The sequence below is a fragment of the Vagococcus xieshaowenii genome (assembly GCF_004792515.1).
In the GTDB taxonomy this organism is placed as follows: Bacteria; Bacillota; Bacilli; order Lactobacillales; family Vagococcaceae; genus Vagococcus_A; species Vagococcus_A xieshaowenii.
Genome location: NZ_CP038865.1, coordinates 1,185,918 through 1,211,819, shown reverse-complemented (window position 1 = coordinate 1,211,819; position 25,902 = coordinate 1,185,918). Strand labels below are relative to the sequence as shown.

At 34.4% G+C, this 25,902-nt stretch carries 28 protein-coding genes and 1 other annotated feature; of the genes, 27 read left to right on the top strand and 1 reads right to left on the bottom strand.

The annotated features are described in order from the left end of the window. Nucleotides 1-305 precede the first annotated feature (305 nt). The 9 genes from E4Z98_RS05835 (at nt 306) to E4Z98_RS05795 (ending at nt 7,929) form a co-directional block, all read left to right on the top strand. Nucleotides 306-716 carry a DUF2871 domain-containing protein gene (locus tag E4Z98_RS05835; RefSeq protein WP_135253277.1) on the top strand — a complete coding sequence of 137 codons (411 nt, stop codon included), beginning with the start codon at nt 306-308 and terminating at the stop codon, nt 714-716. Between the two features lie 339 nt (nt 717-1,055). Next, nucleotides 1,056-2,972: a BglG family transcription antiterminator gene (locus E4Z98_RS05830; protein ID WP_135253278.1), complete on the top strand. Its 1,917-nt coding sequence runs from the start codon at nt 1,056-1,058 to the stop codon at nt 2,970-2,972. Nucleotides 2,973-2,985: 13 nt separating this feature from the next. Next, nucleotides 2,986-3,429: a PTS sugar transporter subunit IIA gene (locus tag E4Z98_RS05825; protein ID WP_167790856.1), complete on the top strand. Its 444-nt coding sequence runs from the start codon at nt 2,986-2,988 to the stop codon at nt 3,427-3,429. Between the two features lie 34 nt (nt 3,430-3,463). Then, nucleotides 3,464-3,772, top strand: coding sequence for a PTS fructose transporter subunit IIB (locus tag E4Z98_RS05820; protein WP_135253280.1), 309 nt, complete (start codon nt 3,464-3,466; stop codon nt 3,770-3,772). Further along, complete coding sequence (locus tag E4Z98_RS05815; RefSeq protein ID WP_135253281.1) at nt 3,772-4,881, top strand: PTS fructose transporter subunit IIC; 1,110 nt, start codon at nt 3,772-3,774, stop codon at nt 4,879-4,881. The genes E4Z98_RS05820 and E4Z98_RS05815 overlap by 1 nt, the downstream gene beginning before the upstream one ends. A gap of 14 nt (nt 4,882-4,895) precedes the next feature. Beyond that, the gene (locus tag E4Z98_RS05810) at nt 4,896-5,885 is read left to right on the top strand and encodes a Gfo/Idh/MocA family protein (protein ID WP_135253282.1); all 990 of its coding nucleotides are present in this window, start codon (nt 4,896-4,898) and stop codon (nt 5,883-5,885) included. Further along, a complete protein-coding gene (gndA, locus tag E4Z98_RS05805) occupies nt 5,882-7,285 on the top strand; it encodes an NADP-dependent phosphogluconate dehydrogenase (RefSeq protein ID WP_135253283.1) in 1,404 nt (467 codons plus the stop codon). The genes E4Z98_RS05810 and gndA overlap by 4 nt, the downstream gene beginning before the upstream one ends. A gap of 192 nt (nt 7,286-7,477) precedes the next feature. After that, nucleotides 7,478-7,723, top strand: coding sequence for a GlsB/YeaQ/YmgE family stress response membrane protein (locus tag E4Z98_RS05800; RefSeq protein ID WP_135253284.1), 246 nt, complete (start codon nt 7,478-7,480; stop codon nt 7,721-7,723). A gap of 23 nt (nt 7,724-7,746) precedes the next feature. Then, nucleotides 7,747-7,929, top strand: a complete 183-nt coding sequence (locus E4Z98_RS05795) for a CsbD family protein (protein ID WP_135253285.1) — start codon at nt 7,747-7,749, stop codon at nt 7,927-7,929. A 318-nt stretch (nt 7,930-8,247) separates the two neighbouring features. Here the strand turns inward: E4Z98_RS05795 and E4Z98_RS05790 are convergent, their stop codons facing one another. Next, complete coding sequence (locus E4Z98_RS05790) at nt 8,248-9,066, bottom strand: aldo/keto reductase (RefSeq protein WP_135253286.1); 819 nt, start codon at nt 9,064-9,066, stop codon at nt 8,248-8,250. 186 nt (nt 9,067-9,252) lie between these two features. Between E4Z98_RS05790 and fsa the strand changes: the two genes are divergently transcribed. The 18 genes from fsa (at nt 9,253) to E4Z98_RS05705 (ending at nt 25,897) form a co-directional block, all read left to right on the top strand. Next, nucleotides 9,253-9,900, top strand: coding sequence for a fructose-6-phosphate aldolase (gene fsa, locus E4Z98_RS05785; protein ID WP_135253287.1), 648 nt, complete (start codon nt 9,253-9,255; stop codon nt 9,898-9,900). A gap of 130 nt (nt 9,901-10,030) precedes the next feature. Then, entirely contained in the window at nt 10,031-11,386 is a 1,356-nt protein-coding gene (locus E4Z98_RS05780) for an MATE family efflux transporter (protein ID WP_135253315.1), read from the top strand. Between the two features lie 243 nt (nt 11,387-11,629). Continuing rightward, nucleotides 11,630-12,619, top strand: coding sequence for an aldo/keto reductase (locus E4Z98_RS05775; protein ID WP_135253288.1), 990 nt, complete (start codon nt 11,630-11,632; stop codon nt 12,617-12,619). A 136-nt stretch (nt 12,620-12,755) separates the two neighbouring features. After that, nucleotides 12,756-13,565 carry an SPFH domain-containing protein gene (locus E4Z98_RS05770; protein ID WP_135253316.1) on the top strand — a complete coding sequence of 270 codons (810 nt, stop codon included), beginning with the start codon at nt 12,756-12,758 and terminating at the stop codon, nt 13,563-13,565. 2 nt (nt 13,566-13,567) lie between these two features. Continuing rightward, the gene (locus tag E4Z98_RS10035; protein WP_167790857.1) at nt 13,568-13,714 is read left to right on the top strand and encodes a hypothetical protein; all 147 of its coding nucleotides are present in this window, start codon (nt 13,568-13,570) and stop codon (nt 13,712-13,714) included. Nucleotides 13,715-13,809: 95 nt separating this feature from the next. Then, on the top strand, nt 13,810-14,304 hold the full coding sequence (locus E4Z98_RS05765; protein WP_135253289.1) for a transposase: 495 nt from the start codon (nt 13,810-13,812) through the stop codon (nt 14,302-14,304). Between the two features lie 14 nt (nt 14,305-14,318). Continuing rightward, nucleotides 14,319-14,495 (top strand): coiled-coil domain-containing protein, encoded by a 177-nt coding sequence (locus E4Z98_RS05760; RefSeq protein ID WP_241856672.1) that lies wholly within the window; start codon nt 14,319-14,321, stop codon nt 14,493-14,495. A 272-nt stretch (nt 14,496-14,767) separates the two neighbouring features. Next, entirely contained in the window at nt 14,768-15,097 is a 330-nt protein-coding gene (locus tag E4Z98_RS05755) for an IS3 family transposase (protein ID WP_168182764.1), read from the top strand. Nucleotides 15,098-15,290: 193 nt separating this feature from the next. Next, complete coding sequence (locus tag E4Z98_RS05750; RefSeq protein WP_135253292.1) at nt 15,291-15,644, top strand: arsenate reductase family protein; 354 nt, start codon at nt 15,291-15,293, stop codon at nt 15,642-15,644. 13 nt (nt 15,645-15,657) lie between these two features. After that, nucleotides 15,658-15,990 carry a glycine cleavage system H family protein gene (locus E4Z98_RS05745; protein WP_135253293.1) on the top strand — a complete coding sequence of 111 codons (333 nt, stop codon included), beginning with the start codon at nt 15,658-15,660 and terminating at the stop codon, nt 15,988-15,990. A 42-nt stretch (nt 15,991-16,032) separates the two neighbouring features. Then, nucleotides 16,033-16,287, top strand: a binding site (T-box leader). A 57-nt stretch (nt 16,288-16,344) separates the two neighbouring features. Further along, entirely contained in the window at nt 16,345-17,382 is a 1,038-nt protein-coding gene (locus tag E4Z98_RS05740) for a methionine ABC transporter ATP-binding protein (RefSeq protein WP_280529202.1), read from the top strand. Then, nucleotides 17,372-18,061, top strand: coding sequence for a methionine ABC transporter permease (locus tag E4Z98_RS05735; protein WP_135253294.1), 690 nt, complete (start codon nt 17,372-17,374; stop codon nt 18,059-18,061). The genes E4Z98_RS05740 and E4Z98_RS05735 overlap by 11 nt, the downstream gene beginning before the upstream one ends. 20 nt (nt 18,062-18,081) lie before the next feature. Further along, nucleotides 18,082-18,906, top strand: a complete 825-nt coding sequence (locus tag E4Z98_RS05730; RefSeq protein ID WP_135253295.1) for a MetQ/NlpA family ABC transporter substrate-binding protein — start codon at nt 18,082-18,084, stop codon at nt 18,904-18,906. 144 nt (nt 18,907-19,050) lie between these two features. Beyond that, nucleotides 19,051-19,413, top strand: a complete 363-nt coding sequence (locus tag E4Z98_RS05725; RefSeq protein WP_135253296.1) for a DUF1033 family protein — start codon at nt 19,051-19,053, stop codon at nt 19,411-19,413. Then, nucleotides 19,361-21,439 (top strand): DNA topoisomerase 3, encoded by a 2,079-nt coding sequence (locus E4Z98_RS05720; protein WP_135253297.1) that lies wholly within the window; start codon nt 19,361-19,363, stop codon nt 21,437-21,439. Before E4Z98_RS05725 ends, E4Z98_RS05720 begins: the two co-directional genes overlap by 53 nt. Before the next feature lie 86 nt (nt 21,440-21,525). Further along, nucleotides 21,526-22,023: a hypothetical protein gene (locus E4Z98_RS05715; RefSeq protein WP_135253298.1), complete on the top strand. Its 498-nt coding sequence runs from the start codon at nt 21,526-21,528 to the stop codon at nt 22,021-22,023. A 149-nt stretch (nt 22,024-22,172) separates the two neighbouring features. Continuing rightward, nucleotides 22,173-24,542, top strand: coding sequence for a DNA translocase FtsK (locus tag E4Z98_RS05710; RefSeq protein WP_135253299.1), 2,370 nt, complete (start codon nt 22,173-22,175; stop codon nt 24,540-24,542). A 173-nt stretch (nt 24,543-24,715) separates the two neighbouring features. Further along, a complete protein-coding gene (locus E4Z98_RS05705) occupies nt 24,716-25,897 on the top strand; it encodes an acetyl-CoA C-acetyltransferase (RefSeq protein ID WP_135253300.1) in 1,182 nt (393 codons plus the stop codon). The last annotated feature ends 5 nt before the right edge of the window (nt 25,898-25,902 follow it).

Here is a 25,902-nt window from a genome sequence, read left to right as displayed (position 1 = left end):
AGCTATTAAAGGGACAGCTGGTGTGGTTACAGTAGTTGGCATGGCAATTCTGGTTAATAATGAAACTTAGTTTATTTTTAAAAATGAAGTTAAAGTATCATGCTAATTGAAAAGTTAGCCCAGTATATTGAGGGATATGGTTGATTTTCAGCAGATAGGGATATTATCGAATCCGGTGATATAGTATTATTTAAGATGAATACTGATTCGATTACTCTAAAAATAGATGATTAAATTTCATTTTATTTCACCATCAATTTAATATATAATATAACGATGCTATAAATTATGAAGGAGTTTTATTAATGAAGAAATTAGTTCGAGTTAGTATGATTTATATGATTACAGGTTTATTTTTTGGTGTGTTTTACCGAGAAATGACTAAAATTTTTGATTACGAAGGGCCTACGCAATTAGCTGGGTTACATACGCATACTTTTACGTTAGGTATGTTGTTCTTTTTAATTGTGTTATTACTTGAAAAAAACTTTCATATTACACAAGAAAAGAATTACAAGAAGTTCTATGCCTTTTACCAAACGGGATTAGGTATGACCTTAACGATTATGTTAGTTCACGGTACCATGAGTGTGATGGGATATGAAAGTTCTCCAGCACTTTCCGGTATAGCAGGCTTAGGACATATTTCTCTAACAATTGGTCTTGGCTTTTTGTTTAATGTGCTATTTTCTGCCGTTTCAAAATTAGAAAAATAAAGAGTGCAATAAAAATAGGATGATGCTTAGGCTTCATCCTATTTTTATATTTAAAGAGAAAACGATAAAATCTCTTATTACTTAACGATGTCTTAAAATTCGTTTTAAGAATGCGCTGAATCTTATTAATATAACAAATAGTTACGATGTTTTTGTTTTTCTATTGATAAACTAGGCTATAATATAATAGGTGTTTTCTCATTTGATAAGTTATTTAAATAATATTAGTTATTAAAATTAGCATGTTGCACTATATTAGTGAGATTTATGGAATTAACAAAGTAAAGAAAGCGTTTTACAATTAACTTGTAATCAAGATGATTATGGCTTTGGAAGGTGATGACAGTGTTACTATCTAGGGAAAAGAAAATATTAGATTATTTACTACTTAATAGGGAAGAAATAATCACAACAACTAAATTAGCTGAAATTGTGGGGTGTAGCGAGCGAACGATAAAAACTTCCATTAAATTGATCAACGATACCTTTGAAGGTGAGCCGTTTAAGATACAAACAAAAACTGGAAAAGGTATGTGGCTCAAATGTGACGAAAAAGATTTGGACAAATTAATGAGTTATATCCAAGAACCTATTTTAGATTCACTGACGATTAGTTTAATCACTATTTTGTTAAAAAGTAGTGAGCCTATATCGATTAAAGTATTAGCTGACAAAACTTATTCAAGTTCTAGTGCGGTTCATCGGGAATTGATAGAAGTTGAAGACTATTTAAAAGGTTTTGACATACAGCTAATGAAAGAATTAAGAAAAGGAATCTCATTAAAGGGAAAAGAAGAAAGTAAACGAAATTTGATGGTCTATTTGACCAAAAAGAAGATTCAGAAACAAAATCAAACTAATTACTTGATTCAAATTCAACAAACCATTCCTAATATAGAAATAAAAAGTGTTCAAGCATGTTTAGATGACACAATAAAAGAATATAAGCTTTTGCTCTCAGATAACACTTATTATGACGTGTTGATTTATACAATGGTTGCCCTTCTAAGAATGAAAGAAAAACAGCTAGTACAAATTGATGACAAAGAAATTCATAAATTAAAAGAGACACATGATTGGAAAGTAGCCGATAGTTATACAAAAAAATTGGAAAATAAATTTAGTGTGACACTCCCAATAGCTGAAATTGCCTTTTTTACTATTCATTTTTTAAGTGCAAAGGCCAGTAAAGTAAGTTTGAATGAGCACGAACTCAATCAATATTTCGTGGATGAAGTGTTAGACGCTCAGTTATTAGAATGGTTAAAGGAAATAGAAAGTCATTATTCTTATAATTTGCATGAAGATAAGTATTTCATCAAAAGTTTGTTAATGCATTTGAAACCTTTATTAAATAGGGCTTACTATGGAATAACTATTTCGAATCCCTGGCTTGAACAAATGAAATCTGTTTACGGTGAATCGTTTGAAATGGCCATTGAATTAGTAGTGAAAATCGAAACGGCATACGGCTACAAGATTAAAGAAGAAGACATTGCTTATATCGCCATGCATATCGAGGCGGCAATCACGAGATTAGAACAACTGAAATATAAGAAAAAGAAATTATTAATTGTCTGTGCCTCAGGTATTGGCATGAGTAATTTCATTAAAGCAAAAGTAGAACAATTATTTGGTAATTATATAGAAGTTTTAGACACGGTATCTAGTGTTGGCACCGACTTTGACAGTTATGCGAGTGATCTAATTATTACAACAGTCCCATTAGAAGTGAACGGGAAAAAAGTGATTCAAGTTAGTCCACTGTTAAATCAAATGGAACAAAAAAACATCATGAATGCGTTGGATATTTCAAAGCAGAGTCAATCAGTTTTAAGCCAATTTGTCACAACAGAATTAATAGAAACAAAGATCAATGCTAAAACGGTTGAAGAAGCAATCAAAGCAGCTGTCACGCTTCTAGAAAATAGTCAATGTGTAACAGAAGATTTCTATGAAAAAGTGATAGAAAGAGAAGATATTTCGCCTACAGCAATCGGGAATAAAATAGCCATTCCTCATGCAAGTAATGATGCAATCAAAAAAGAAGGGATTGTCTGTATCACGCTAAATAAGCCAATTAAATGGGGAAAAGAATCTGTTCAAATTGTCTTCCTTCTAGCCTTAAGTACAAAGAGTAAAAATCAATTTACTGATATTTTTAGCGAACTATTAACGATTTCTCAAGATTCAAAAAAAATAAAAAAAATAATTGATGCACAGAGCGCTGAAATTATTGAAAGCATTCTTGCATAATAGGAGTTGTGTAATGGATATTAAAGAAATGTTGGAACCAGAACTAGTTAAATTCTCTTTTAAAAGTGATACAAAAGAAGAAGCAATCGAAAAAATCGTTGATTTGATGAATGAGAACGGCTACTTGTCAGACAAAGAACAGTATCTAAAAGATGTATACGCAAGAGAAGCTGAAACAGCCACTGGAATGGGAATGGGATTAGCCATTCCTCATGCTAGAAGTGCAGGCGTTAAGAAAACATGTTTCTCTTTGATTCATTTAGAAAAGAAAATCAAATGGGAGTCACTAGATGATCAACCAGTAGAGTTCATCATTATGTTAGCGGTTCCTAAAGATGAAAATAGTGAGTTTTTATCGTTATTATCGGGTCTTTCAATGAAATTAGTAGACGATGAATTTAGAGAAAATTTATATGCTGCACAAACAATTGAAGACGTTTACCAAATATTTGAATAAAAAATAAATCATATACATTCAGGAGGAAATTATAATGAAAATAGTCGCAGTTACGAGTTGTCCAGTAGGAATCGCCCATACATACATGGCGGCAGCAAATTTGAAAAAGGCAGCTGAAAGCAAAGGCATTACGATTAAAATTGAAACACAAGGAGCTCAAGGGCCAGAAAATGTGATTACAGATGCAGATATTGCACAAGCAGATGCAGCAATTATCGCATCAGATGTTTCTATAAGAGATTCAGATCGTTTTGATTCATTACCAACGTTAGAATGTGGCGTTCAAGAGGCTGTGAAAGATGCTAATGGCATTATAGAAGAGGTTATGGAGGCGATTTCTTAATGGCTAAAATTGAAAGAAAGAAAAAGCAAGTAAAGGTTAAATGGACCACGCAAATGAAGAATTCTTTCATGACCGGTGTGTCCTATATGATTCCTGTCATTGTGGCAGGAGGAATTATTACAGCCATAGGTAAAGCAATTGGTGGGTATGATATTGCCACTAATCCAGATATGATTGGTACGTTTGCGTATAAAATCAACTTTATTGGTGTTGAAGCGATGCTGTTTGCGGTGCCAGTTTTATGTGCGGGTATTGCCTATACAATAGGTAATCGTCCAGCCATTGCACCAGCCCTTGCGATTGGGTTGCTTTCTCAAGAGATTAAAGCAGGGTTTATTGGTGGGATGCTTGGTGGGTTTTTAATTGGTTACATGGTTAAATGGATTAAAACATGGAAAGTGCCAAGTTGGTTAACAGGAATGGTGCCAATTTTAATTATTCCAGTATTTGTAACATTAACAGTAGGGGCATTATTCCAATTCGTTTTAGGTGCTCCCATTGCATTATTCACTAAAGTTATTGAAGATTTCCTGAATTCATTACAAGGTGGTTCTAAATTCATCTTTGGTTCAGTGTTAGGTGGTTTCTGGGGAGTAGACTTTGGTGGTCCGATTACCAAGATTGCCTCATCTTTTGCCACAGCCTTGAATGCACAAGGAAACTATGCATCAACAGCAGCAAAAATGGCAGCGGGAATGACACCACCACTTGGTATGGCTTTAGCCGTATTCTTCAATAAGAAAAAATTTACACAGGCAGACATTGAAAATGCTAAAGCAGCAGTACCACTTTCATTCTGTTATATTACTGAAGCAGCAATTCCTTTTGCTATGCAAGATCCAATTCGCGTACTTTGTTCAACAATTCCAGGAGCAGCACTAACAGGTGGCTTAGGAATGTTATTTAAAACTGAATCACCAGCGGTACATGGGGGCGTGTTTGTTATTCCTATGATGACGAATCCTCTAGGGTTTATCTCAGCTTGGTTGATAGGTTCAGTGGTTACCGGTTTAATTTATGCAACAATTAAGAAACCATTACAACCAGCAGAAGTATTAGCTTATGAAACGAAACAAAGAAAATTTTTCGGATTAATGCCTGCTAGATAAAAAGGAGCAAGAATATGAAAAAAGTAAACTATGGTATTGTCAGTACAGCTACCATCGTGCCACGTTTTGTTGAAGGCGTTCGACAAAGCGAGCATGGTGAAGTGGTGGCCATTGCGGGACGTTCGATTCAAAAAGCTAAAGAATTTTCTGAAGAATTATCTATCCCTAATTATTACGGTAGTTATTCTGAAATTATGGATGACCCAGAAGTAGATGTCATCTATATTGCAAATTACAATGGCGGCCATTATGAAGTTGCAAAGGAAGCCTTAAATAAAAGAAAAAATGTCTTATGTGAAAAACCAATTTGTAGTCATCCAGAAGAAGTCATAGAATTGTTCGATCTCGCTGAAAAAAATAATGTCTTTCTAATGGAAGCTCAAAAATCAGTCTTTTTACCGGTTCATCAATACGTTAAAGAATTGATTGATGATCAAGTACTTGGTAACATCCAGTGGGTAAATATTATTAGTTGTCATACGGGAGCTAAACGTGGAGAATGGTTTAAATCCCTAGATAATGGTGGTGGCATTCTAAATGGTGCAGGCACTTATGCACTTGAATTTATTTTATCAACATTTGGTGAAGCTTTCACAGATATCAAAGGCGTCATGACGATTAAGCCACCTATTTCTGACGATGGTGTAGTAATTAACGGTAGAATTGGCGAACAAACAATGGTCAGTATTTTAATTAGTAAAGATATCGTGGTGGATAGTAGAATAGAAATATATGGCGAAAAAGGAAAGATAACGATTCCTAATTTCTGGAAATCAGATAACTGTCAAGTTGAGTTATACGACAAAGAAACCATTAACAAAAAATTTCCAATGAAATCAGAATTTTTATTTGAAATCAATCATGTTAATGAGTGTCTTTTACAAAATAAACAGACGAGTCCTATTATGACGCCAGCTATTTCAATTAAAGCGAGTCAAATTGTAAACGCTATTTATAAAGAGCAATTACCTAAGTTTATAGAAAAAGAGGATAGAAGCGTATGAAACAACAAGTTGGTGTAGTCGGTATGGCGGTTATGGGAAAAAATTTAGCTTTAAACATTGAAAGCAAAGGCTATCATGTGGCGATTTATAACCGAACAGCAGAAAAAACAAAATTAGTCATTGAAGAAAATTCAGATAAAAATCTATGGGCGGCTTATGACATAGAGGAATTTGTTAATAACTTAGAAACACCTCGACGTATTATTTTGATGGTCCAAGCAGGAAATCCTACCGATCAAATGATCAATCAACTTCTTCCATTTTTAGAAAAAGGGGATATCTTAGTAGATGGCGGTAATACATTCTTCCAAGATACTAGAAGACGTCATAAGGAATTAGCTGATTCTGGTATTCATTTTATTGGAATGGGTGTCTCTGGTGGCGAAGAAGGTGCATTAAAAGGACCTGCTTTGATGCCAGGAGGAGAAGAAGAAGCCTATCGTTTAATTGCCCCAATGTTAGAAAAAATCGCTGCAAAGGCAACAGATGGGAAACCTTGTGTCGCTTATATGGGTGGAGATGGCGCGGGTCACTTTGTTAAGATGGTTCATAATGGGATTGAATACGGCGATATGCAGCTAATTGCTGAGTCTTATGACTTACTTCGTAAATTAAGGGGTGTCTCAATAGAGTCAACTGCCGATATTTTTAAAGAATGGAATGAGGGAGAATTGGATAGCTTCCTAATTGAAATCACCTCTAACTTATTAACTAAACAAGACGAAAAGGCACAACAGCCGTTAGTTGAAATGATTTTAGATAGTGCAGGTAACAAGGGAACAGGTAAATGGACAAGTCAGAGTGCATTAGATTTAGGTGTAGCGTTACCTCTGGTTACTGAAGCCGTTTTTGCACGATACATTTCTACGATAAAAGACGAGCGAGTCATTGCTAGTAAGTTATTATTTGGCCCAACAATTGTAGAAGACAAAGATAATGATGAATTGGTCGAAAAAATTAGACAAGCGTTATATTTCAGTAAGATCATGAGCTATGCTCAAGGGTTTGCCCAATATAAAGTGGCTAGTGAAACGTACAATTGGCAGTTGAATTTTGGCGAAATTGCTCAAATATTTCGTGAAGGTTGCATCATTCGTGCCCGATTCTTACAAAAAATTACAGAGGCCTATGAACGTAATCCTGAATTAGATAATTTATTGTTAGATGAATACTTTATCGATATCACGAAACGTTATCAAGAATCTGCAAGAGAGGTAGCAAATTTAGCAATTGCATCAGGAATTCCTGTGCCAACATTAAGTTCAGCTATTTCTTATTATGATTCTTATCGCAGTGCTCAATTACCTGCTAATATTATTCAAGCACAAAGAGATTATTTTGGCGCACACACGTTTAAAAGAGTCGATATGCCAGGCGATTTTCATGCTAATTGGTATTAATGATTAATAATATAAAAACCAGAAGTGTTGTGAATTCAATTCTTCTGGTTTTTATATACACATTTTAATATTATGTATCGATTAAAAGCTAAATGTTTGCGTTTTCATTCTTAATGAGGGTAAAATGAATATATAGTTAGGATAGATAAACGCCAATATTCACGTTTAATTTGAGGAAATAGGAGGGATATTATGGGGCTTGTTTGGTCATTAATTGTAGGTGGTATCATCGGAGCAATTGCAGGTGGAATAACTAATAAAGGTCAATCAATGGGGTGGATAGTTAATGTTATCGCAGGATTGATAGGTAGCTCAATTGGACAATCTATATTAGGTTCGTGGGGACCATCGCTTGCTGGAATGGCATTGATCCCTTCCATTGTAGGTGCCGTTATCTTAGTTGCGGTTGTTTCTTTCTTTACAGGACGTAAATCATAAATAGAAGAAATGGAGGAATCATCATGACAGATAGAGGGACAGTAGATAAATTAAAGGGTAAAGCTAAAGAAGTTGCAGGAGATATTACAGGGAATGATAAACAAAAAGCAGAAGGATTGGTAGATCAAGCAGTTGGGAAAGTAAAAGAAGTGGCATCAGAAGTGAAAGATAAAGTCGAAGATGTTAAGGATAAGTTTGAAAAATAATTTTTAGCTTACTAATTAACTACGTGCTAATCTAAAGAAATAAACTAAATGAGGGATCTTCTATTGAAAAACTAAGCCTATTTGTTGAAACTGCATTCAAATTGCTCCACTAAGGAGTAGTGTGCCAATTTTCAAGATGGGTGAATATTTTTCGGTAGGGGGTCTTTTTTGTCTTCTTACTGGATCTTTTTTTAATCGTTTGGAATTTTTCTTAGGGAAAAGATGGAAAAGGATATGTTTAATATTAAAATAAAAATCCGTCTCTTTCATGCTACTAAAACATGAAAGAGACGGATTTTGTTAGCTGCTAATTTATAACTAAAAGTCGAAATTATCGGGATCAGCACTTACTCGAGTATTTGTATTTAAACTATTCATTATATTCATTTCTTCATCTGTCAGTTTAAAATCAAAAATTTCTCCATTTTCAATAATACGTGATTCTGTGATGGATTTTGGAAGTGCAATAATGTCTCGTTGAATAATCCATCGTAAAATAATTTGGGCAATCGATTTGCCTTTATTAGAGGCTATTTCTTCTATAGTAGGATGGTTAAGTAATTTTCCATGTGCTAAAGGTGAGTATGCTTCAACAACAATGCCTTTAGCTTTACAATAATTAACTAATTCTTCTTGGCTTAATTCAGGATGTAATTCAATTTGGTTAACCATAGGAACAATAGTCGCGATCTCTAACACATCTTCTAAATGATGTTGATGGAAATTTGAGACACCAATTGCCTTAACTAAACCTTCTTTATAAAGAGTTTCCATAGCGCGCCAAGTTTCAACATATTTACCTGCTGTTGGCCAGTGAATGAGATATAAATCTAAATAATCAAGTTGTAAACGTGCCAAACTATCTTTACAGGCTTGAATCGTTGTATCATATCCTTGATCAGAATTCCAAACTTTACTAGTAACAAAAATATCTTCACGAGCGATGCCGGATGCTTTGATACCAAGACCTACTGCTTCTTCATTTTGATAAATAGCAGCAGTATCAATTAAACGGTAACCGTTTTTTAAGGCGATGGTGACGGCATTACTTGCTTCTTCATTGTTTTTTACTTGCCAAGTACCTAATCCAACTTTGGGAATGTTTAATTCATTGCTTAATTTAAAATATTCAGTCATTATTACTCTCCTTTAATCTTTTTCTCATTTAATCATAACTTTTAATAGGAAAACTAGCAATTCTTTTACATAATAAAATATTAGTAAAAAATACTTTTATTTGTTTTAATGGCGCTTACATTGTGGTAGACTAATTATATGGACATGTAAGGGTTTACTTTTAACAAAAAATAGGAGGTAATGTATATGAAATTCTTTTTAGACACAGCAAATGTAGAAGATATTAAAGAGATTAACGCGTTAGGATTGGTAGATGGTGTGACAACTAATCCAACAATCATTGCTAAAGAGGGCCGTGATTTTGAAGAAGTGATCAAAGAAATTTGTAGTATTGTGGATGGACCAGTCAGTGCGGAAGTTATTGGCTTAACTTCTGAAGAAATGATTGAGGAAGCACGCTCCATTTCAAAATGGGCAGATAACGTCGTAGTAAAAATCCCAATGACACAAGAAGGACTAAAAGCAGTTAATGTACTATCTAAAGAAGGAATTAAGACGAACGTTACATTAATCTTTACGGTTTCACAAGGCTTGATGGCGATGAAAGCAGGAGCAACTTTTATTAGTCCATTTGTTGGTCGCTTAGAAGATATTGGTGTTAATGCAAATGAGTTGATTGAATCTTTAAGAGATATTATTGATATGTACGGATTTGATACAGAAATTATTGCTGCAAGTATCCGTAATACAACACACGTTGAGAATGTTGCATTATTAGGGGCTCATATTGCGACTATTCCTAGCAGTCTATTTGCTAGTATGATGCATCATACGTTAACTGATTCAGGGATTGCGACCTTTTTAAAAGATTGGGAAACATTTAAACAACAATAATGATAGTCTAAAGGAATCATGAAAATCATGATTCCTTTTTTGTCATTTAAATGTAAATAGCTTATGATAGAAGTAGTTAAGTCAATAGGAGCGACGATAGGAAGGTAGACGAATTATATTGAAAAAAATTATGAACAAAATCAGGGGCTATTTTACTGGAGAAGGCGTCACAAGTAGTGAAATTTTTACTATATTATTACCGGTGATGATTGATCAGTTTTTTTTAGTTAGTTTTAATTTTATCAATACCGCGATGATTAGTTCTTCTGGACAAGAGGCCATTAGTGCGGTCAATATGATTGGGAGCCTTAATATTTTTCTAGTTCAAATTTTTTCAGCTATTGGACTGGGAGGAACGGTATTAATTGCCCAGACTTTTGGGAAAAAAGAATTCAAAAAATTAGGAAAGCTAAGTGCGGGTGTTATTCATTCAACATTTATTGTCGGAAGTATCATTATGTTATTATTTTTGATTTTTCATCAGTTTATTTTAGGTTTGTTATTTGGTACTGCTGATGATTTGGTGATGCACAACGCACGTATCTATTTTATTGGGATATTATGTAGCTATCCGGCTCACAGTATTATAGAAGGAATTAATGGTAGCTTAAGAGGGATTGGAAAGACCAAAGAGTCCTTAAAAAATTCTTTAATTATGAATACTCTTTATTTAGCCAGTAATTTTGTCTTTGTCATTGTGTTACATCAGGGGATAAGTGGTTTAATTATTTCACTGTTACTTTCGCGTTATTTGACGTTAGGCGTCGCGGGTATGAATTTATATCGTCAGAGCCATCAATTTAATTTAACGAAACAAGATATTTTATCAATCCAACCGAAAGAAGATAAAGTGATTATTCAAACGGCGATCCCTTTTGCTGCTGAATATATGTTTTTTAACGGTGGTAAAATTATCATGCAAATAATGATTGTCAGTCTAGGGACTTCTTATATAGCTGCAAATGCGATATCTGTTTCATGGATACAAATGGCCGAAATTATCCCCAGTGCCTTATCTACTGCGTTAGTGCCAATTATAGGGCAAGCGGTAGGAAGGGGGAGTATTCACGATATAAAAAAATTAACGAAAACTTTTGTTCTTACAGGAATGGGATCGTTTGTCCTTATTCATTTGGTTATGTTGCCACTATTTCCATTTGCGATGAAGTTATTTAATGCTCCGTCTGAATTGATTCCGTTAATTTTTAGGATATATATTAATACCTTGATTATGCACGTTTTATTTTGGAGTCCAAGTTTTATCTTACCTTCAAGTTTGAGAGCTATTGGTGATGGTGTTTTCACCACAAAAGTTTCATTACTCACTATGTGGTTATTTAGAGTAGGCGTGGGTTATGTAGTGGGCATTAAGCTAGGGTATGGTTTGATAGGATTATTTGTTATTATGACGTTGGAATGGGGGATTAGAAGCATCGTCTTCATGTGGCGCTTTAAGACAGGTAGATGGCAAAAAAATATTAATTAATAAGAAAAACTCTCGTATAAACAAAATAATAACGAGAGATTTTTTTGTATCCCCTTACAAAGTTGTTTGATATAATAAAGTATACAAATTTTTAAAGGAAAATAGGCATAATATTTTGTAAGAATAGATGTTACTAAAACTATTTTGAAAGCGTAAACAAAACGCTGGTAGTGTAACTTACCCATGCTGATGAATTTGATGTAAGAAAAATTAGGAAGAGTAATTAAATGGAGGGATTTAACGATGTATCAACCTAACAGTAAACGATATGATCATATGACGTACCGTAATCTTGGAAACTCTGGATTAAAGGTATCTGCTATCTCATTAGGATTATGGCATAATTTTGGTGACGTGGATAGCTTGAATAATCAGAAAAATATTATTATGAAGGCCTTTGATGAAGGCATTACACATTTTGATTTGGCTAATAATTATGGGCCACCTGCAGGTTCGGCAGAAATTAATTTTGGTCGCATATTAAGAGAAAACTTGAAAGGTTACCGAGATGAACTTATTATATCATCAAAAGCAGGTTATTATATGTGGCCAGGGCCATACGGAGAGTGGGGATCAAAGAAAAGTTTAATTGCTAGTTGTGATCAAAGTTTACAACGAGTTGGGGTAGATTATTTTGATATTTTTTATCACCATCGTCCAGACCCTAACACGCCACTTGAAGAAACAGCTCATACGCTAGACTTATTAGTGAGACAGGGGAAAGCCCTATATGTAGGTGTTTCAAATTATCAACCAAAAGAAACAAAAGAAATAAGCAAATTATTAAAAAAATTAGGCACGCCTTTTGTTGTTCATCAACCTAAATATAATATGTTCAATCGTGAAATTGAAGATGAGTTATTGGATGTGTTGGAAGAAGAAGGACTAGGAGCGGTAGTATTTAGTCCATTAGCTCAAGGCTTATTAACAGATCGCTATTTACATGGTATTCCTGATAATTCAAGAGCTGCCCGTGATGATAGTCCTTTTTTAGATGAAGAGCGTGTCTTGGATACGTTGTATAAAGTGAAGGCTTTAAACGAGGTGGCACAAAATCGGAACCAAACATTAGCAGAGATGTCCCTTGCTTGGAATTTGAGAAAAGAGGGTGTATCAAGTGTAATTATTGGTGCAAGTAAAATGTCTCAACTTGAGAGTAATTTGAATGCTTTGAATAATTTGTTATTTAGTGAGGAAGAAGAGCGTAAAATTGATCAAATATTAATGGCTTAAATAAATAAACAAAGGGAAGTAAGTACACAAGAGACTTTCCTTTGTTTATTTTTTATAATTATACTTCCGTTATTTGATTAGTTATGATTTTCATGTCATAATAACGATAAGATTAAGTATACAGGGGGAAATAATGATGAAACGTACAAAAATGATTAAAAATATTCTTAGCTTAGTGCTAGTTGCAGTAATAGCTGTAATAGCAGCTTTTGTTTTGTTTGAAAGAATTGAGAATGGTTATGTAGGGGTTCGCTACTCAATCAATGGTGGGGTTCGAGATGAAACATTAGGTCAAGGAATTAAATTCGTTGGACTAGATAAAGTGACACAATATCCAATTCGTCTGCAAACAATTCAAGCTGAAAATATGTCAATTGCTACATCAGATGGAAAAAAAACAGCTGTAAATATTAAATATGATTATAAAATTGACCCAACAAAAACTTCAGCAATGTTTAAAGAATTTGGTAACATTACCTCAGCGGATATTGAAGAAGGTTGGTTAAAATCTAAGTTACAAAAAGAGGCACGTGAAGTTTATTCCAAATATACTATTTTAGATATTCTTTCAGGGAAATCATCGGAAGCAGAAGCACAGTTATTAACTAATTACTCAAAAGCAGTAGAAACTAAAGGTTTTGTTGTTGAAGATGTTACAGTTGGTGTTCCTGAAATTGATGAGGAAACACAAAAATCAATTGATGCGATTGTCTTATCTGGACAAGAAAATGAAAAAGCTAAACTTGATGCAGAAACGAAAAAAACACAAGCAGACGCTAAAGCATATGAAACGACAAAACAGGCAGAAGCAGAAGCTGCATCAAACAAGAAAATTGCCGATTCAATTACTGAGAATTTGATTAAGTACGAAGAAGCACAAGCCCGCAAAGAACATGGATGGGTAACAGTAAATGGGGCAAGTGCGGTTATAAAAGAAGGTGAGTAAGCATGTTGTTCTTTATTGGTAAACTATTTGTTTTACTTTTATTAATGATTGCCGTAGTGAATATCATTCTAATGAATAAAAAAGAAAAAAAGAATGAAAAAAAAGAAGATAACACCGACTCTTCAGAAGATGGTTGGTCAGATTTTTAACTAAAAAGCCAGAAAAGATGGAATATGATATGCTCCCTATAAAGTAGACACGGAAAAAAACAAAATTCCAAATCTACTTTATAGGGAGTTTTTTTATGGTTAAAAGAAGACGTTATTCGAAAGAAGAAAAATTACGTGTTTTAACAGAAATCAGGAAAAATAATCATAGTATAAGCGAAGTGGCAAAAAAATACGCGATACATTATACCACTATTGTAAAATGGTTATATCACTATGAAATGTTTGGTTTTCAAAGATTAAAAAATTTTTCAAGTAGGAAAGCATATACTAACGAAGAAAAACTTGAAGCTGTTTTAGCAGTAGTAGAGGGCAATATGTCTATTAGACAAGCTACAAAGACGTTTCAAATATCTTCCCATTCTGTACTAAGTAATTGGATTTTAAGCTATGCTAATAGTGAAATATTAAAAACTACTAGTAAAGGATGTCCATCCAACATGCCAATTAAAGGACGAAATACAACGTATCAAGAGCGAATTGAAATAGTTCAATACACTATAGCAAACGATTTAAATTACAATCAACGGAAACCTACGGTGTCTCTTATCATCAAATTTATTCTTGGGTAAAGAAATATCAACAATTGGGAGAACAAGGTCTTAAGGACAATCGTGGGCGTAGTAAATCAGTTGACTCGTTAACCGAAGAAGAATGTCTAAAATTACGTATCAAAGAGCTAGAAACAAGAAATAACTATTTAGAAATGGAAAATACCTTCGCAAAAAAGTTACAAGAGATACAACGAAGCAATCAAAATTAACATTAGTACGTAACGTTGATCTCTATCAAACTATCTTTAGCCTAAATAAAGATAAGAACTACTCAATTACTGATTTATGCCAAATAGCTGGAGTCTCTCGTTCAGCTTATTATAAATGGCTTAAATGGACACCGTCACAGAAAGAACGTGAAGATGAACAATTAGCAAAAGAAATTAAGAAAAAATATGATAGTAAAAAAGGAGCCATTGGTTATCGACAAATTAGAATGCAACTGAATCACTCTAATAATAACCCATTGGTTATGGAGACCGTGGAAAAAGCATTTAAAAAGAATCCTGGAGCTAAAGCACTTCTTCATAGTGATCGTGGTTTTCAATATACGTCTCATATGTATCAGCAACTATCTGAAAAATATCAGTTTGCCAAAAGTATGTCTCGAGTAAGTCGTTGTTTAGATAATCAACCTATCGAGCGCTTTTGGGGAACTTTTAAGGAAGAAAAATTCTATCGAGAAAGTTATTTGGATTTCAAGCAATTGAAGCGGTCAGTTAGTGGATATATCCGATATTATAACAATTATCGTTATTCAGAAGGATTGAACGAATTGGCACCAAATGAATTCAGAAAGCAAGTAGCATAAAAAAACAGGAATCGAAAATTTCGATTCCTGTCATAAAATATTTTTTGTTTTTTCTACTGTCCACTTGACGGGGAGCATATCAATACTAGTCTTTTCTGGCTTTTTAATTTTTTTAATCTAATGACCCAGTACCAAAAAAATATGATATACTAATGCATAGTAATGTAAAAGATGTGAAATGGAGGGTTACTAAATGTTGAATTTTTATTGGTATCCAAAATGTAGTACGTGTAAAAAAGCGAAAGCATGGTTAGATGAACATCAAGTTGACTATCACTTAATCGATATGATTAACGATCAAACACCTACAAAAGAACAAATTTTACACTGGATGGATAATAATGATGCTGAAATACATCGCTATTTTAATACATCAGGAGTTATCTATCGTACAGAAAACTTAAAAGAAGTCATTTATACAATGCCTAAAGAGGAAGCAGCACAAATGTTATCAGAACGAGGCATGTTAATTAGACGACCTATTCTAGAAAATGGCGATAAAGTGTTCTTAGGTTGGAAAGAATCGGAATACGAAACATTACTGTAGGAGACTAAAAATTATGGAAAAGAAAATTGCAGATAAATATTTATGGATTACTAAAGAAGAACAAGGCTACCGTTTAGGTTTTACCAACGAAGGCCAAGAAGAGTTAGGAAATATTACTTTTGTTTCACTCCCTAAAGTTGGACGTGAGCTAGTTCAAGGGGAACCTTTTGCTGATGTAGAAGCTGAAAAAGCGGTGACGGAACTAGTGAGTCCTGTTTCAGGAAGAGTAATTGAAATCAATGAAGCAGCGTTAGATACACCGTCTATTTTAGATAGTGAAATGGAAGCCACTGCATGGTTATTGGTAGTAGCTGATGTCGATGATACAATTTTTGCAAGTTTATAATTGACTTAATGAGAAATTATTGATAGAATGATTAAAAATTAATGAAATGCAGTGAAAAGAAAAGTACAAGTAAATGAAGTTTATAGAGAGTCCTTTGTTGGTGAAAGAGGATAATGACGTTATCTTGGAAAATGGTCTTTGAGCAGAATGGATGAGCTGATAAGTAAATCCATTACGGTAACATCCGTTAACATGTCACAGTATTTAAAGAATGATTCTTGCGTACTGGTTGAGGTTGCTTTCGTGAGGAAGTAACGAATTAAGGTGGTCACACGAATACTCGCTTTCGTCCTTTTACTTTTTTTATAAGTAAAGGGACGAAAGCTTTTTTTATTAGGTTTAGGGGGGATTTAAATGCCAATTATTGAGTTAAAGAATATTACGAAACAATATGAGAGCAAAAAACGAAATGTTTTAGCGGTAAATCAAGTAGATTTTAAAGTTTATAGAGGTGAAATTTTTGGAATGGTAGGCTATTCAGGGGCTGGAAAAAGTACCTTGTTGCGTTTGTTAAATGGACTAGAAAAGCCAACTTCAGGCGATATTCTAGTCAATCATCAACCGGTAGCTAAGTTGAAAGGGAAGATGCTTCGTAATTTCAGACAAGAAGTCGGTATGATTTTCCAACATTTTAATTTGTTATGGTCACGTACAGTTTTAGAAAATATTATGTTGCCAATGGAGTTAACAAAAGTACCTAAAGCAGAACGTCAAGCTAGAGCGATGGAATTAGTTGAGCTTGTAGGACTTAAAGGTCGCGAGCATGCCTTTCCAAATGAATTATCAGGTGGGCAAAAACAACGTGTGGGAATTGCTAGAGCCTTAGCTAATAATCCTAAAATTTTACTATGCGATGAAGCAACTAGCGCTCTAGATCCACAAACAACTGACGAGGTGTTAGATTTATTAAAAAAAGTTAATGAAGAATTAGCCATTACAGTTGTCTTGATTACGCATGAGATGCATGTCATTCGTAAAATATGTGATAAAGTTGCTGTCATGGAAAATGGTAAAATTGTTGAATCCGGTAGTGTAATAGAAGTGTTTAGTCATCCTAAAAAAGACGTGACTAAGCGATTTGTTCAACAAGAAACAGTGCCCGAAGTAAGTGAAGAAAATAGTCTAGCGTACTTTGAAAGGAATTATCATGAAGGCAAAGTGGCAAAATTAACCTTTACTGGTGAAAAATCAAAATTACCGATTCTATCAAAAATAATTCGTGAATTTCATGTGGACATTAATGTCATTCAAGGGCAAATTCAAGAAATTAACCAATCTTCTTTTGGTACACTAATTGTTCAATTCGTGGGAGAAGAAAAAGAAATCGAACGATCAATCGTAAAGTTAATTTCAGAAGGTGTGAATGTGGAGGTAAATCAAGATGCAAACTAAAAGCTTTATGGAAACATATTTTGACTTAAGTAAATTAGATGGCGAAAAGTTTCTAACGGCTTTCAAAGAAACGTTTTATGTGACCGCTATCTCTATGATTTTTATTATTATATTGGGATTACTATTAGGACTGCTATTGTTTGAATTTTCTAAGAAAGAAGGAAAAGTAGCGAACATTCTTTATACAGTGTTATCGATCATCAGTAATATTTTTCGTTCGATTCCGTTTATTATTTTAATTATTTTGTTAATTCCCTTTACTCGTGCAATTCTTGGAACATTCTTAGGAGCCAAAGCAGCTATTCCAGCATTAGTTATCTCTGCGACACCATTCTATGCACGTTTAGTTGAAATGGCCTTTAGAGAAGTGGATAGCGGGGTTCTAGAAGCATCTGAAGCAATGGGCGCAACTAAGTGGCAAATGATTAGAAAAGTATTGCTACCAGAAAGTTTACCAGCGTTAATTTCGGGTGGAACAGTGACAACAATTACGATGATTGGTTTTGCGGCAATGGCAGGAGCAGTTGGTGGTGGTGGTTTAGGTCAATTAGCCTATTACCAAGGTTACATGCAAGATGATTTAACGACCACTTTATTTGCAACAGCTTGTATTTTAATATTAGTGTTTTTAATCCAATTTATTGGTGATACGCTAGTAAAACGTATTGATAAACGTTAAAAAAGAAAGGAAGATTATATATGAAGAAAAGAGTATTAACATTTTTAAGCTTAGCGGCCTTAACAATTGGTTTAGCAGCTTGTGGTAGTAATAATAAAGAAAAATCAACAGATGATAACGTCTTGAAAGTGGGCGCTTCGCCGACTCCTCATGCAGAAATTTTAGAACATATTAAACCTAAATTAGCTCAAGAAGGTGTTGAACTAGAAATAGTTGAATTCCAAGACTACATTTTGCCCAATAAAGCCCTATCTTTAGGCGAACTTGATGCGAATTATTTTCAGCATATTCCTTATTTTGAACAAGCAGTGAAAGATAATGGCTATGATTTTACTAATGCTGGTTCAGCCCATATTGAATTAATGGCTTTTTATTCACAATCTTTGAAAGATATTAAAGAATTAAAAGATGGTGCGACCGTTTTAGTAAGTAATTCGTCCACTGACTGGGGACGTGTGATTACGATATTACAACAAGCTGGATTGGTCAAAGTAAAAGACGGTGTGGATTTACTAACAGCAACGTTTGATGATATTGAAGAAAATCCCAAGCAGTTAGTTTTCAAATATGATGTCAACCCCGAGCTATTGACCACAGCGTACAAAAATAATGAAGCAGACTTAGTAGCAATCAATGCGAACTTTGCTGAAACAATCGGCTTAGCACCAGAGCAAGATGGGGTGTTAGTTGAAGAAAATAATTCTCCATATGCTAATATTGTGGCCGTTAATACAAAAGATAAAGATAATGAGAAAATTAAAAAATTAATGGATGCATTACACGATGAGGATACACAAACATGGATCAAAGAAAAATGGAATGGAAAAATTATGCCTGTAAAATAATTTTTCAAGGGAGTGACAAATAAAGTCGCTCTCTTTTTCTTTTTATTTGTTAAGGGAGCGTTTTAAAAATAGGATGAACTGCTTGCTTTTTTTTGATAGGTTATTTAAACTGACAGTAATAGATTGAAAATTGAGGGTGAATAAATGAGTTATCAGGTAATCGAGATGTATGGTGAAAATGAGCCCTGGTGGTTTTTTAAAGGGTGGGAAGACGATATTGTCAGTCGACATGAGTTTGTGACATTTGAAGAAGCAACTATCTATTTACATAAAATTATGAAACAATTAAATGAAGATTATGAACAGATGACGTTTAAACCAAATTTTATGGTAGCGTTCTGGAATGAAGATGAAGTACGTTTTTGTGAAGAATGTGATGACGATTTACAATTATATCGTGGAGTTTTAATGTTAAAAGATGGAGAAAAAATAGTTGTTGATGGAAAGGAACAAAATGAAAAAATTAGTATTAGCGGAGAAGCCAAGTGTTGCAAGAGATTTGGCTAAAGTTCTCGGCGCAAATGAAAAACATAAAACATATATAGAAGGTAAACACTACATTGTGACATGGGCTTTAGGTCACTTGTTAACCTTGAAAATGCCTGAAGATTATCAAAAAGAATGGCGCGAGTGGTCGTTTGATACGTTACCAATGATCCCTAAACGCCATGGAATTAAACCGTTACCAAAAACGACAGGTCAATTAAAAAGTTTTCAGCGGTTAGCCAATCGTTCAGATGTCAGTGAAGTGATTATAGCAACCGATGCTGGAAGAGAAGGAGAACTAGTAGCACGTTGGATTCTAGAATATGCCAAAGTCAAACAACCAGTTAAACGTTTATGGATTTCTTCTCAGACTGAAAAAGCGATTAAAGATGGGTTTAATAAGCTTCAATCAGCAAAAGCCTTTGATGATTTATATGAATCAGCTGTCGCTCGTTCTCAAGCAGACTGGCTAGTAGGCTTGAATGTGACACGTGCGTTAACTGTTAAATATGACGATAATCTTTCAGCAGGAAGGGTCCAAACCCCTACACTAGCTTTAGTAGATAAACAAGATCGTAAAATCGATACGTTTAAACCAGCCACGTATTATGTGATTCAAGCTAGAAGTCAAGAGTTAGAAACGAAAGTGATGCAATCAGAGCGAGTTCTACAAGCAAACGAACGAAACCAAGTAGAAGCCATTCTAAAAAAATTACCTGTTACTGCAACGGTTAATCAGATTAAAGAGAGCGTTAAGAAAGAAAAAGCACCGCTTCCCTATGATTTAACCGAGTTACAGCGTGAAGCGAATCAACGATATGGCTACTCTGCAAAAAAAACACTGTCTATTATTCAACGATTATATGAAATTCATAAAATTGTCACCTACCCACGTACCGATTCAAAATATTTAACTAATGACATGCAATCATCTATGAAAGAACGTGTGTTAGCCGTTAAAGGTTATTTTTCAGAAGAAGTACAACCAATTATTAAGAATCACTTCAAAATTGAGCAACCCGCTGTATTCCAAAATAACCGTGTTACCGATCACCATGGTATCATCCCAACGGAACAAGTGGCTCGAAGTGAAAAATTGGACTTAGAAGAAAATCGTGTGTATCAATTAATTTGTAAACGATTTTTAGCGCTATTCTACCCTGCGTATGTAGAAAAACGTCAACAGCTCTTTGTTTCTCTAGGTGAGTATTCATTACAATTCAAACAAACAGCAGTTGTTGATAAAGGATGGAAGCTAGATAATACAACAGCTAGTTCGATGACACAGTATGAAAAAGGCCAAACATTGTCTCTTAGCTATCAAGTGAAAGAAGAAATCACAACAGCGCCAGCTCCTATGAACGAAGGACAATTACTAGGGAAAATGGAGCACTTTAATTTAGGAACACCTGCAACGCGAGCGGAAATTATCGAACGTTTGATTTCAAGTGAGTTAATAGAACGTCAAAATAATCGTTTACGTGTGACACCAAAAGGTAAACAAGTCTTATCATTGGTTAATCCTGCTTTAGTATCACCTGAATTGACCGAAAAATGGGAAACTAAGCTAGAAGCAATTGCTAACGGCGAATTGAAACGTCAAGCGTTTATTAAAGAAATCGAACAAGAAACAACTCGATTAGTTTCTGAAATTAAACAAAGTGATAAAACTTATAAAAATCATGCCATCACTTCCAAAAAATGTCCTGAGTGTGGGGAGTTATTAAAAGAAAAGAATACAAAAAACGGTAAACTATATGTTTGTACAAACCAAAGTTGTTCTTACAGTAGACGAAAAGATCCAAAATTAAGTAATAAACGTTGCCCACAGTGTCATAAAAAAATGGAAATTCATTCAGGTAAAACAGGGGACTTCTTCAAATGTAAGTATTGTGTGATTACAGAGAAAGTTTCGAGTAAACAAGAACGTAAAAAGAAAATGAGTAAACACGAAGAGCGCAAATTGGTGAAAAAATATAGCCAAGCGCAAGAGCCTGAAGAAAGCCCATTAGCATTAGCATTAAAAGCGGCAATGAAAGAAGACTAAAGAATGAAGGGACTGTGTATATTTCTATACGCAGTCTTCTTTTATGATATAATGAGTAAGAAATTAAAGGTTAAGGAGGCTGACATTTGAGCAATAAAAAAAAGAATACACTTTATATAGGTATTGGGATATTGTATGTTTTATTTGGGATACTAAGTTTTTTTTCGATAGGATTTGTTGGCCGATTAATGACAAATGTTTTACGTTTTTTTGTTGGTGAAGCATATGGTGTACTAGCGGTTATTAGTATTTTATACGGCTTGTTATTAATGTTATTAAAGAAGGAACTTCATTTCAAAAAGAAATCATTGTTTTGGGGAGCTTTTTGTTTGTTGTTAGCTATTATTTGTTGGCAGCAATTACATATTCCTGGAGCAAAAGAAAATAGTTACATTTTATCTGATGTTTTCAATGGTTTATACCGAGATATTCAATTAAATCAAGTCACCTATGATAGCGGTGGTGGTTTGCTAGGTGCGTTTATTAACCAATGCGTCAACTGGTTAAAGTTAGGAATAATCATGCCTTTTTCGGTAATTATTTTCACATTATTAGGTGGGTTACTAATTTTTAAAAAGAAGTAGGAAAGTGACAAGGTATTAAAGGTCACTTTCTTTTTTTGAAAACTTTTTATTCTTGGCTTTTGTACAAGCAAAAGATTGTTTTTAGTGTATAATTATAACGAAAGGTGTTCATCTGTGAACACTATTTATCAAGGTTTAGGAGTGGCTTCATGGCAAACAAAACAAATAAAAAGAAAAAATCATCAAGAAAGACGAAAAAGCAAAAGCAGCAACAAGAGCGTATAGTCTATTTTTTCATTGGCTTATCGTTTGTTTTACTGGGACTATTTGGTATGCTGCATGTTGGGTTTTTAGGCAATTTAATAGCGAATGTTTTTCGTTTATTAGTCGGTAATACTTACCAGTTATTTGGTTTATTATTTATGATTTTTGGTTTCTTGGTAATGATTTCTGGAAATCCTTTAAAAGTAAAAGAGCCTAAGAAGCTAGTAGGGTTATCATTAGTTTATATGGCAGTCTGTTTATTATTACATCTATTACTATTTAGAAAAGGTATTAATGCAGACACCAATATTATTCATGTGACCTGGTCAAAATTACTCCATGATATTCAAAACAGTACAGTGAAATTATCTGTTGGTGGCGGCATGTTAGGAGCCCTAATATATTCAGTCACTTATTTTTTACTTGATCAATTAGGTAGCTATTTACTTATGTTCTTTATGGGGATAGCAGGGGTTATTCTATTTTTTAATATTCAATTAGATGTAATGCTTGATGTTTTAGCTAATGCTAAAGATAAAATCATGTCATATATCGAAGTAGATGATCAAACGTTAGCAGCAAAACAGGCCAAACGTTTAGAAAAGAAGCAGCAAAAAGTATTGGAAAAGCAGCAACGACAAAAAGAAAAACTGGAAGAAAGAGAGACAGCCAATCAACCAGAAGAGCCACAAGTGACGTCTTTATTTGAAATAGACAATTATCAAGCTAGTAATGAGCCTGTCGAAACAGAAATAATTATTGAAGAAATGCAAGTAGAACCACCACAACCCGTTTCTGAAAATCAAGATGAAGAAGAGCATCTCGAATTTGATATTCCGCAAGAAATTGAAAATAGAGATTATCAGTTACCACCTACAACATTACTAGCAGAAATTCCTAAAATTAATCAAAGTGGCGAAAATGAAAAAGTAAAAGAAAATTTACAAATTTTAGAGCGTACTTTTGAAAGCTTCGGCGTTGATGCGAAAGTTGTTCGTGCAAGTATTGGACCATCAGTTACTAAATACGAAATTCAACCAGCAGTTGGGGTGAAAGTTAGTAAAATTGTTAGTTTGACAGACGATCTTGCACTAGCATTAGCGGCTAAGGATATTCGAATGGAAGCGCCAATTCCAGGTAAATCACTAATTGGGATTGAGGTGCCAAATACTAAAATTAGCATGGTTTCATTTAGAGATGTCATCGAATCACAACCTAATCATGATGGTCGTCTTTTAGAAGTGCCGTTGGGACGTGATATTTCAGGTCAAGTCATTTCAGCTGATTTATCCAAGATGCCACATTTACTAATAGCTGGTTCTACAGGTAGTGGTAAATCAGTGTGTATCAATGGTATTATTACTAGCATTCTAATGAACGCCAAACCACATGAAGTTAAGATGATGATGATTGATCCTAAAATGGTAGAACTAAATGTCTACAATGGGGTACCACATTTACTAACACCTGTAGTGACTAATCCACGTAAAGCAGCGCAAGCTTTGCAAAAAGTAGTACAAGAAATGGAAAAACGTTACGAACTATTTGCAGGTTACGGTGTGCGTAATATGACAGGTTATAATGACTTGATTATGAAGCATAATTTAGATGATGGAGAGAATCGTCCCACATTGCCTTATATTGTTGTGATCGTTGATGAGTTAGCTGATTTGATGATGGTTGCAAGTAATGAAGTGGAAGATGCGATTATTCGTTTAGCACAAATGGCTAGAGCAGCGGGTATCCACATGATTCTTGCCACACAACGTCCGAGTGTCGATGTTATTACGGGTATCATTAAAGCCAATGTTCCTTCAAGAATAGCTTTTGCCGTTTCAAGTGGGACAGACTCACGTACGATTATTGACAGTAACGGTGCTGAAAAATTATTAGGTCGTGGAGATATGCTCTTCTTACCAATGGGAGAAAATAAACCTATTCGTGTGCAAGGTGCATTTATTTCAGACGGTGAAGTTGAAGATATTGTTTCTTTCGTGACCACACAGCAAAAAGCTGAATACCGAGAAGATATGATGCCAAGTGATGAACCAACTTCCTCTAATGGAAGTGGGGAATCTCAAGATGAATTATATGATGATGCCGTAACAATGGTAGCAGAGATGGAAGCAGCAAGTATTTCAATGCTTCAACGACGTTTTAGAATTGGGTATAACCGAGCGGCTCGTTTAATCGATGAAATGGAAGCAAATGGCGTAGTTGGTCCTTCTGAGGGAAGTAAACCAAGAAAAGTATTAATTAGTTCCCTTGAGTCAGTAGAAGAATCAGTCACATCAGATGAAGATTTACCATTTTAATTAGTTTTTCTACGAGTAAATCAAATCTTTATAACAAATTAGTTAGAAGATGTTATGACAAAATGTCATAGCATCTTTTTAATTTAATAAATTTAGTTTAAACTATCAAAATTAAGTAGGTATTTAGTCGGTAGTTGGTTATAATGGTGGGAGAATAATTGAGGGGGTCACGTATGAAAAATGTGGTTATTGTAGCAGCACAGCGCACACCCATTGGTAAATTTGGTGGTGCGTTAGCAAATGTTTCAGCCGTTGATTTAGGGATTGTTGCCGGAAAGTCAGCGATTGAAAAAGCAAAACTTAAACCGGAGCAAATTGATGAAGTAATTATTGGCAATGTTTTAAGTGCTGGATTAGGGCAAAATGTTGCTCGTCAAATTGCCTTAGGTTTAGCCGTTCCTGAAGATAGCACAGCCTTTACAGTCAATATGGTGTGCGGATCAGGAATGAAAGCTATTATATTAGGAGCGCAGTCTATTCAAACGGGACAATCTGAGGTTGTTTTAGTAGGTGGAACAGAAAACATGTCGCAAGCGCCTTATTTAGATATGACACGCCGTTGGGGCAGTAAAATGGGATCAGCTGAAATCTATGATAGCTTATTAAAAGACGGCTTAACTGATGCTATGGGGAATTATCACATGGGACTCACAGCAGAAAAATTGAGTGAAAAATATCATATTACAAGACAACAACAAGATGCTTTTGCTGTTGAAAGTCAAAGAAAAGCAATCGAAGCAATCGATTCAGGAAAGTTTATTGATGAAATTTCTCCTGTTGTTGTATCCTCAAAGAAAGGACAAACCCAAACAATTTCTTCAGACGAATACCCAAGAAGAGGTGTAACGGTGGATGCTATTGCGAATATGCGCCCAGCGTTTCAATCTGAGGGTACGGTAACTGCTGCTAATGCATCAGGTATTAATGATGGTGCAGCGATGATGATATTAATGTCGGAAAAAAAAGCGCAAGAATTAAAGATGCCCATTTTAGCAGAAATTGTTTCTTATGCAACAGCAGGTGTCGCACCAGAAGTGATGGGTGAAGGCCCTATTCCTGCAACTAGAAAGGCACTAGAGATTGCTGGTTTATCGATACAAGATATTGAATTAGTTGAAGCGAACGAGGCTTTTGCTGCACAAGCGTTAACGGTGATGGAACAGCTTAACCTAGATCCTCTTAAAACCAATATCAACGGAGGTGCTATTGCATTAGGTCATCCTATAGGTGCAAGTGGCACAAGAATTTTGATAACATTAATTCATGAAATGATGAAAACTAATTATTCTTTAGGATTAGCTACTTTGTGTATTGGTGGAGGTCAGGGTGCCTCGATGATTGTTCGTAAACGTTAATAAAT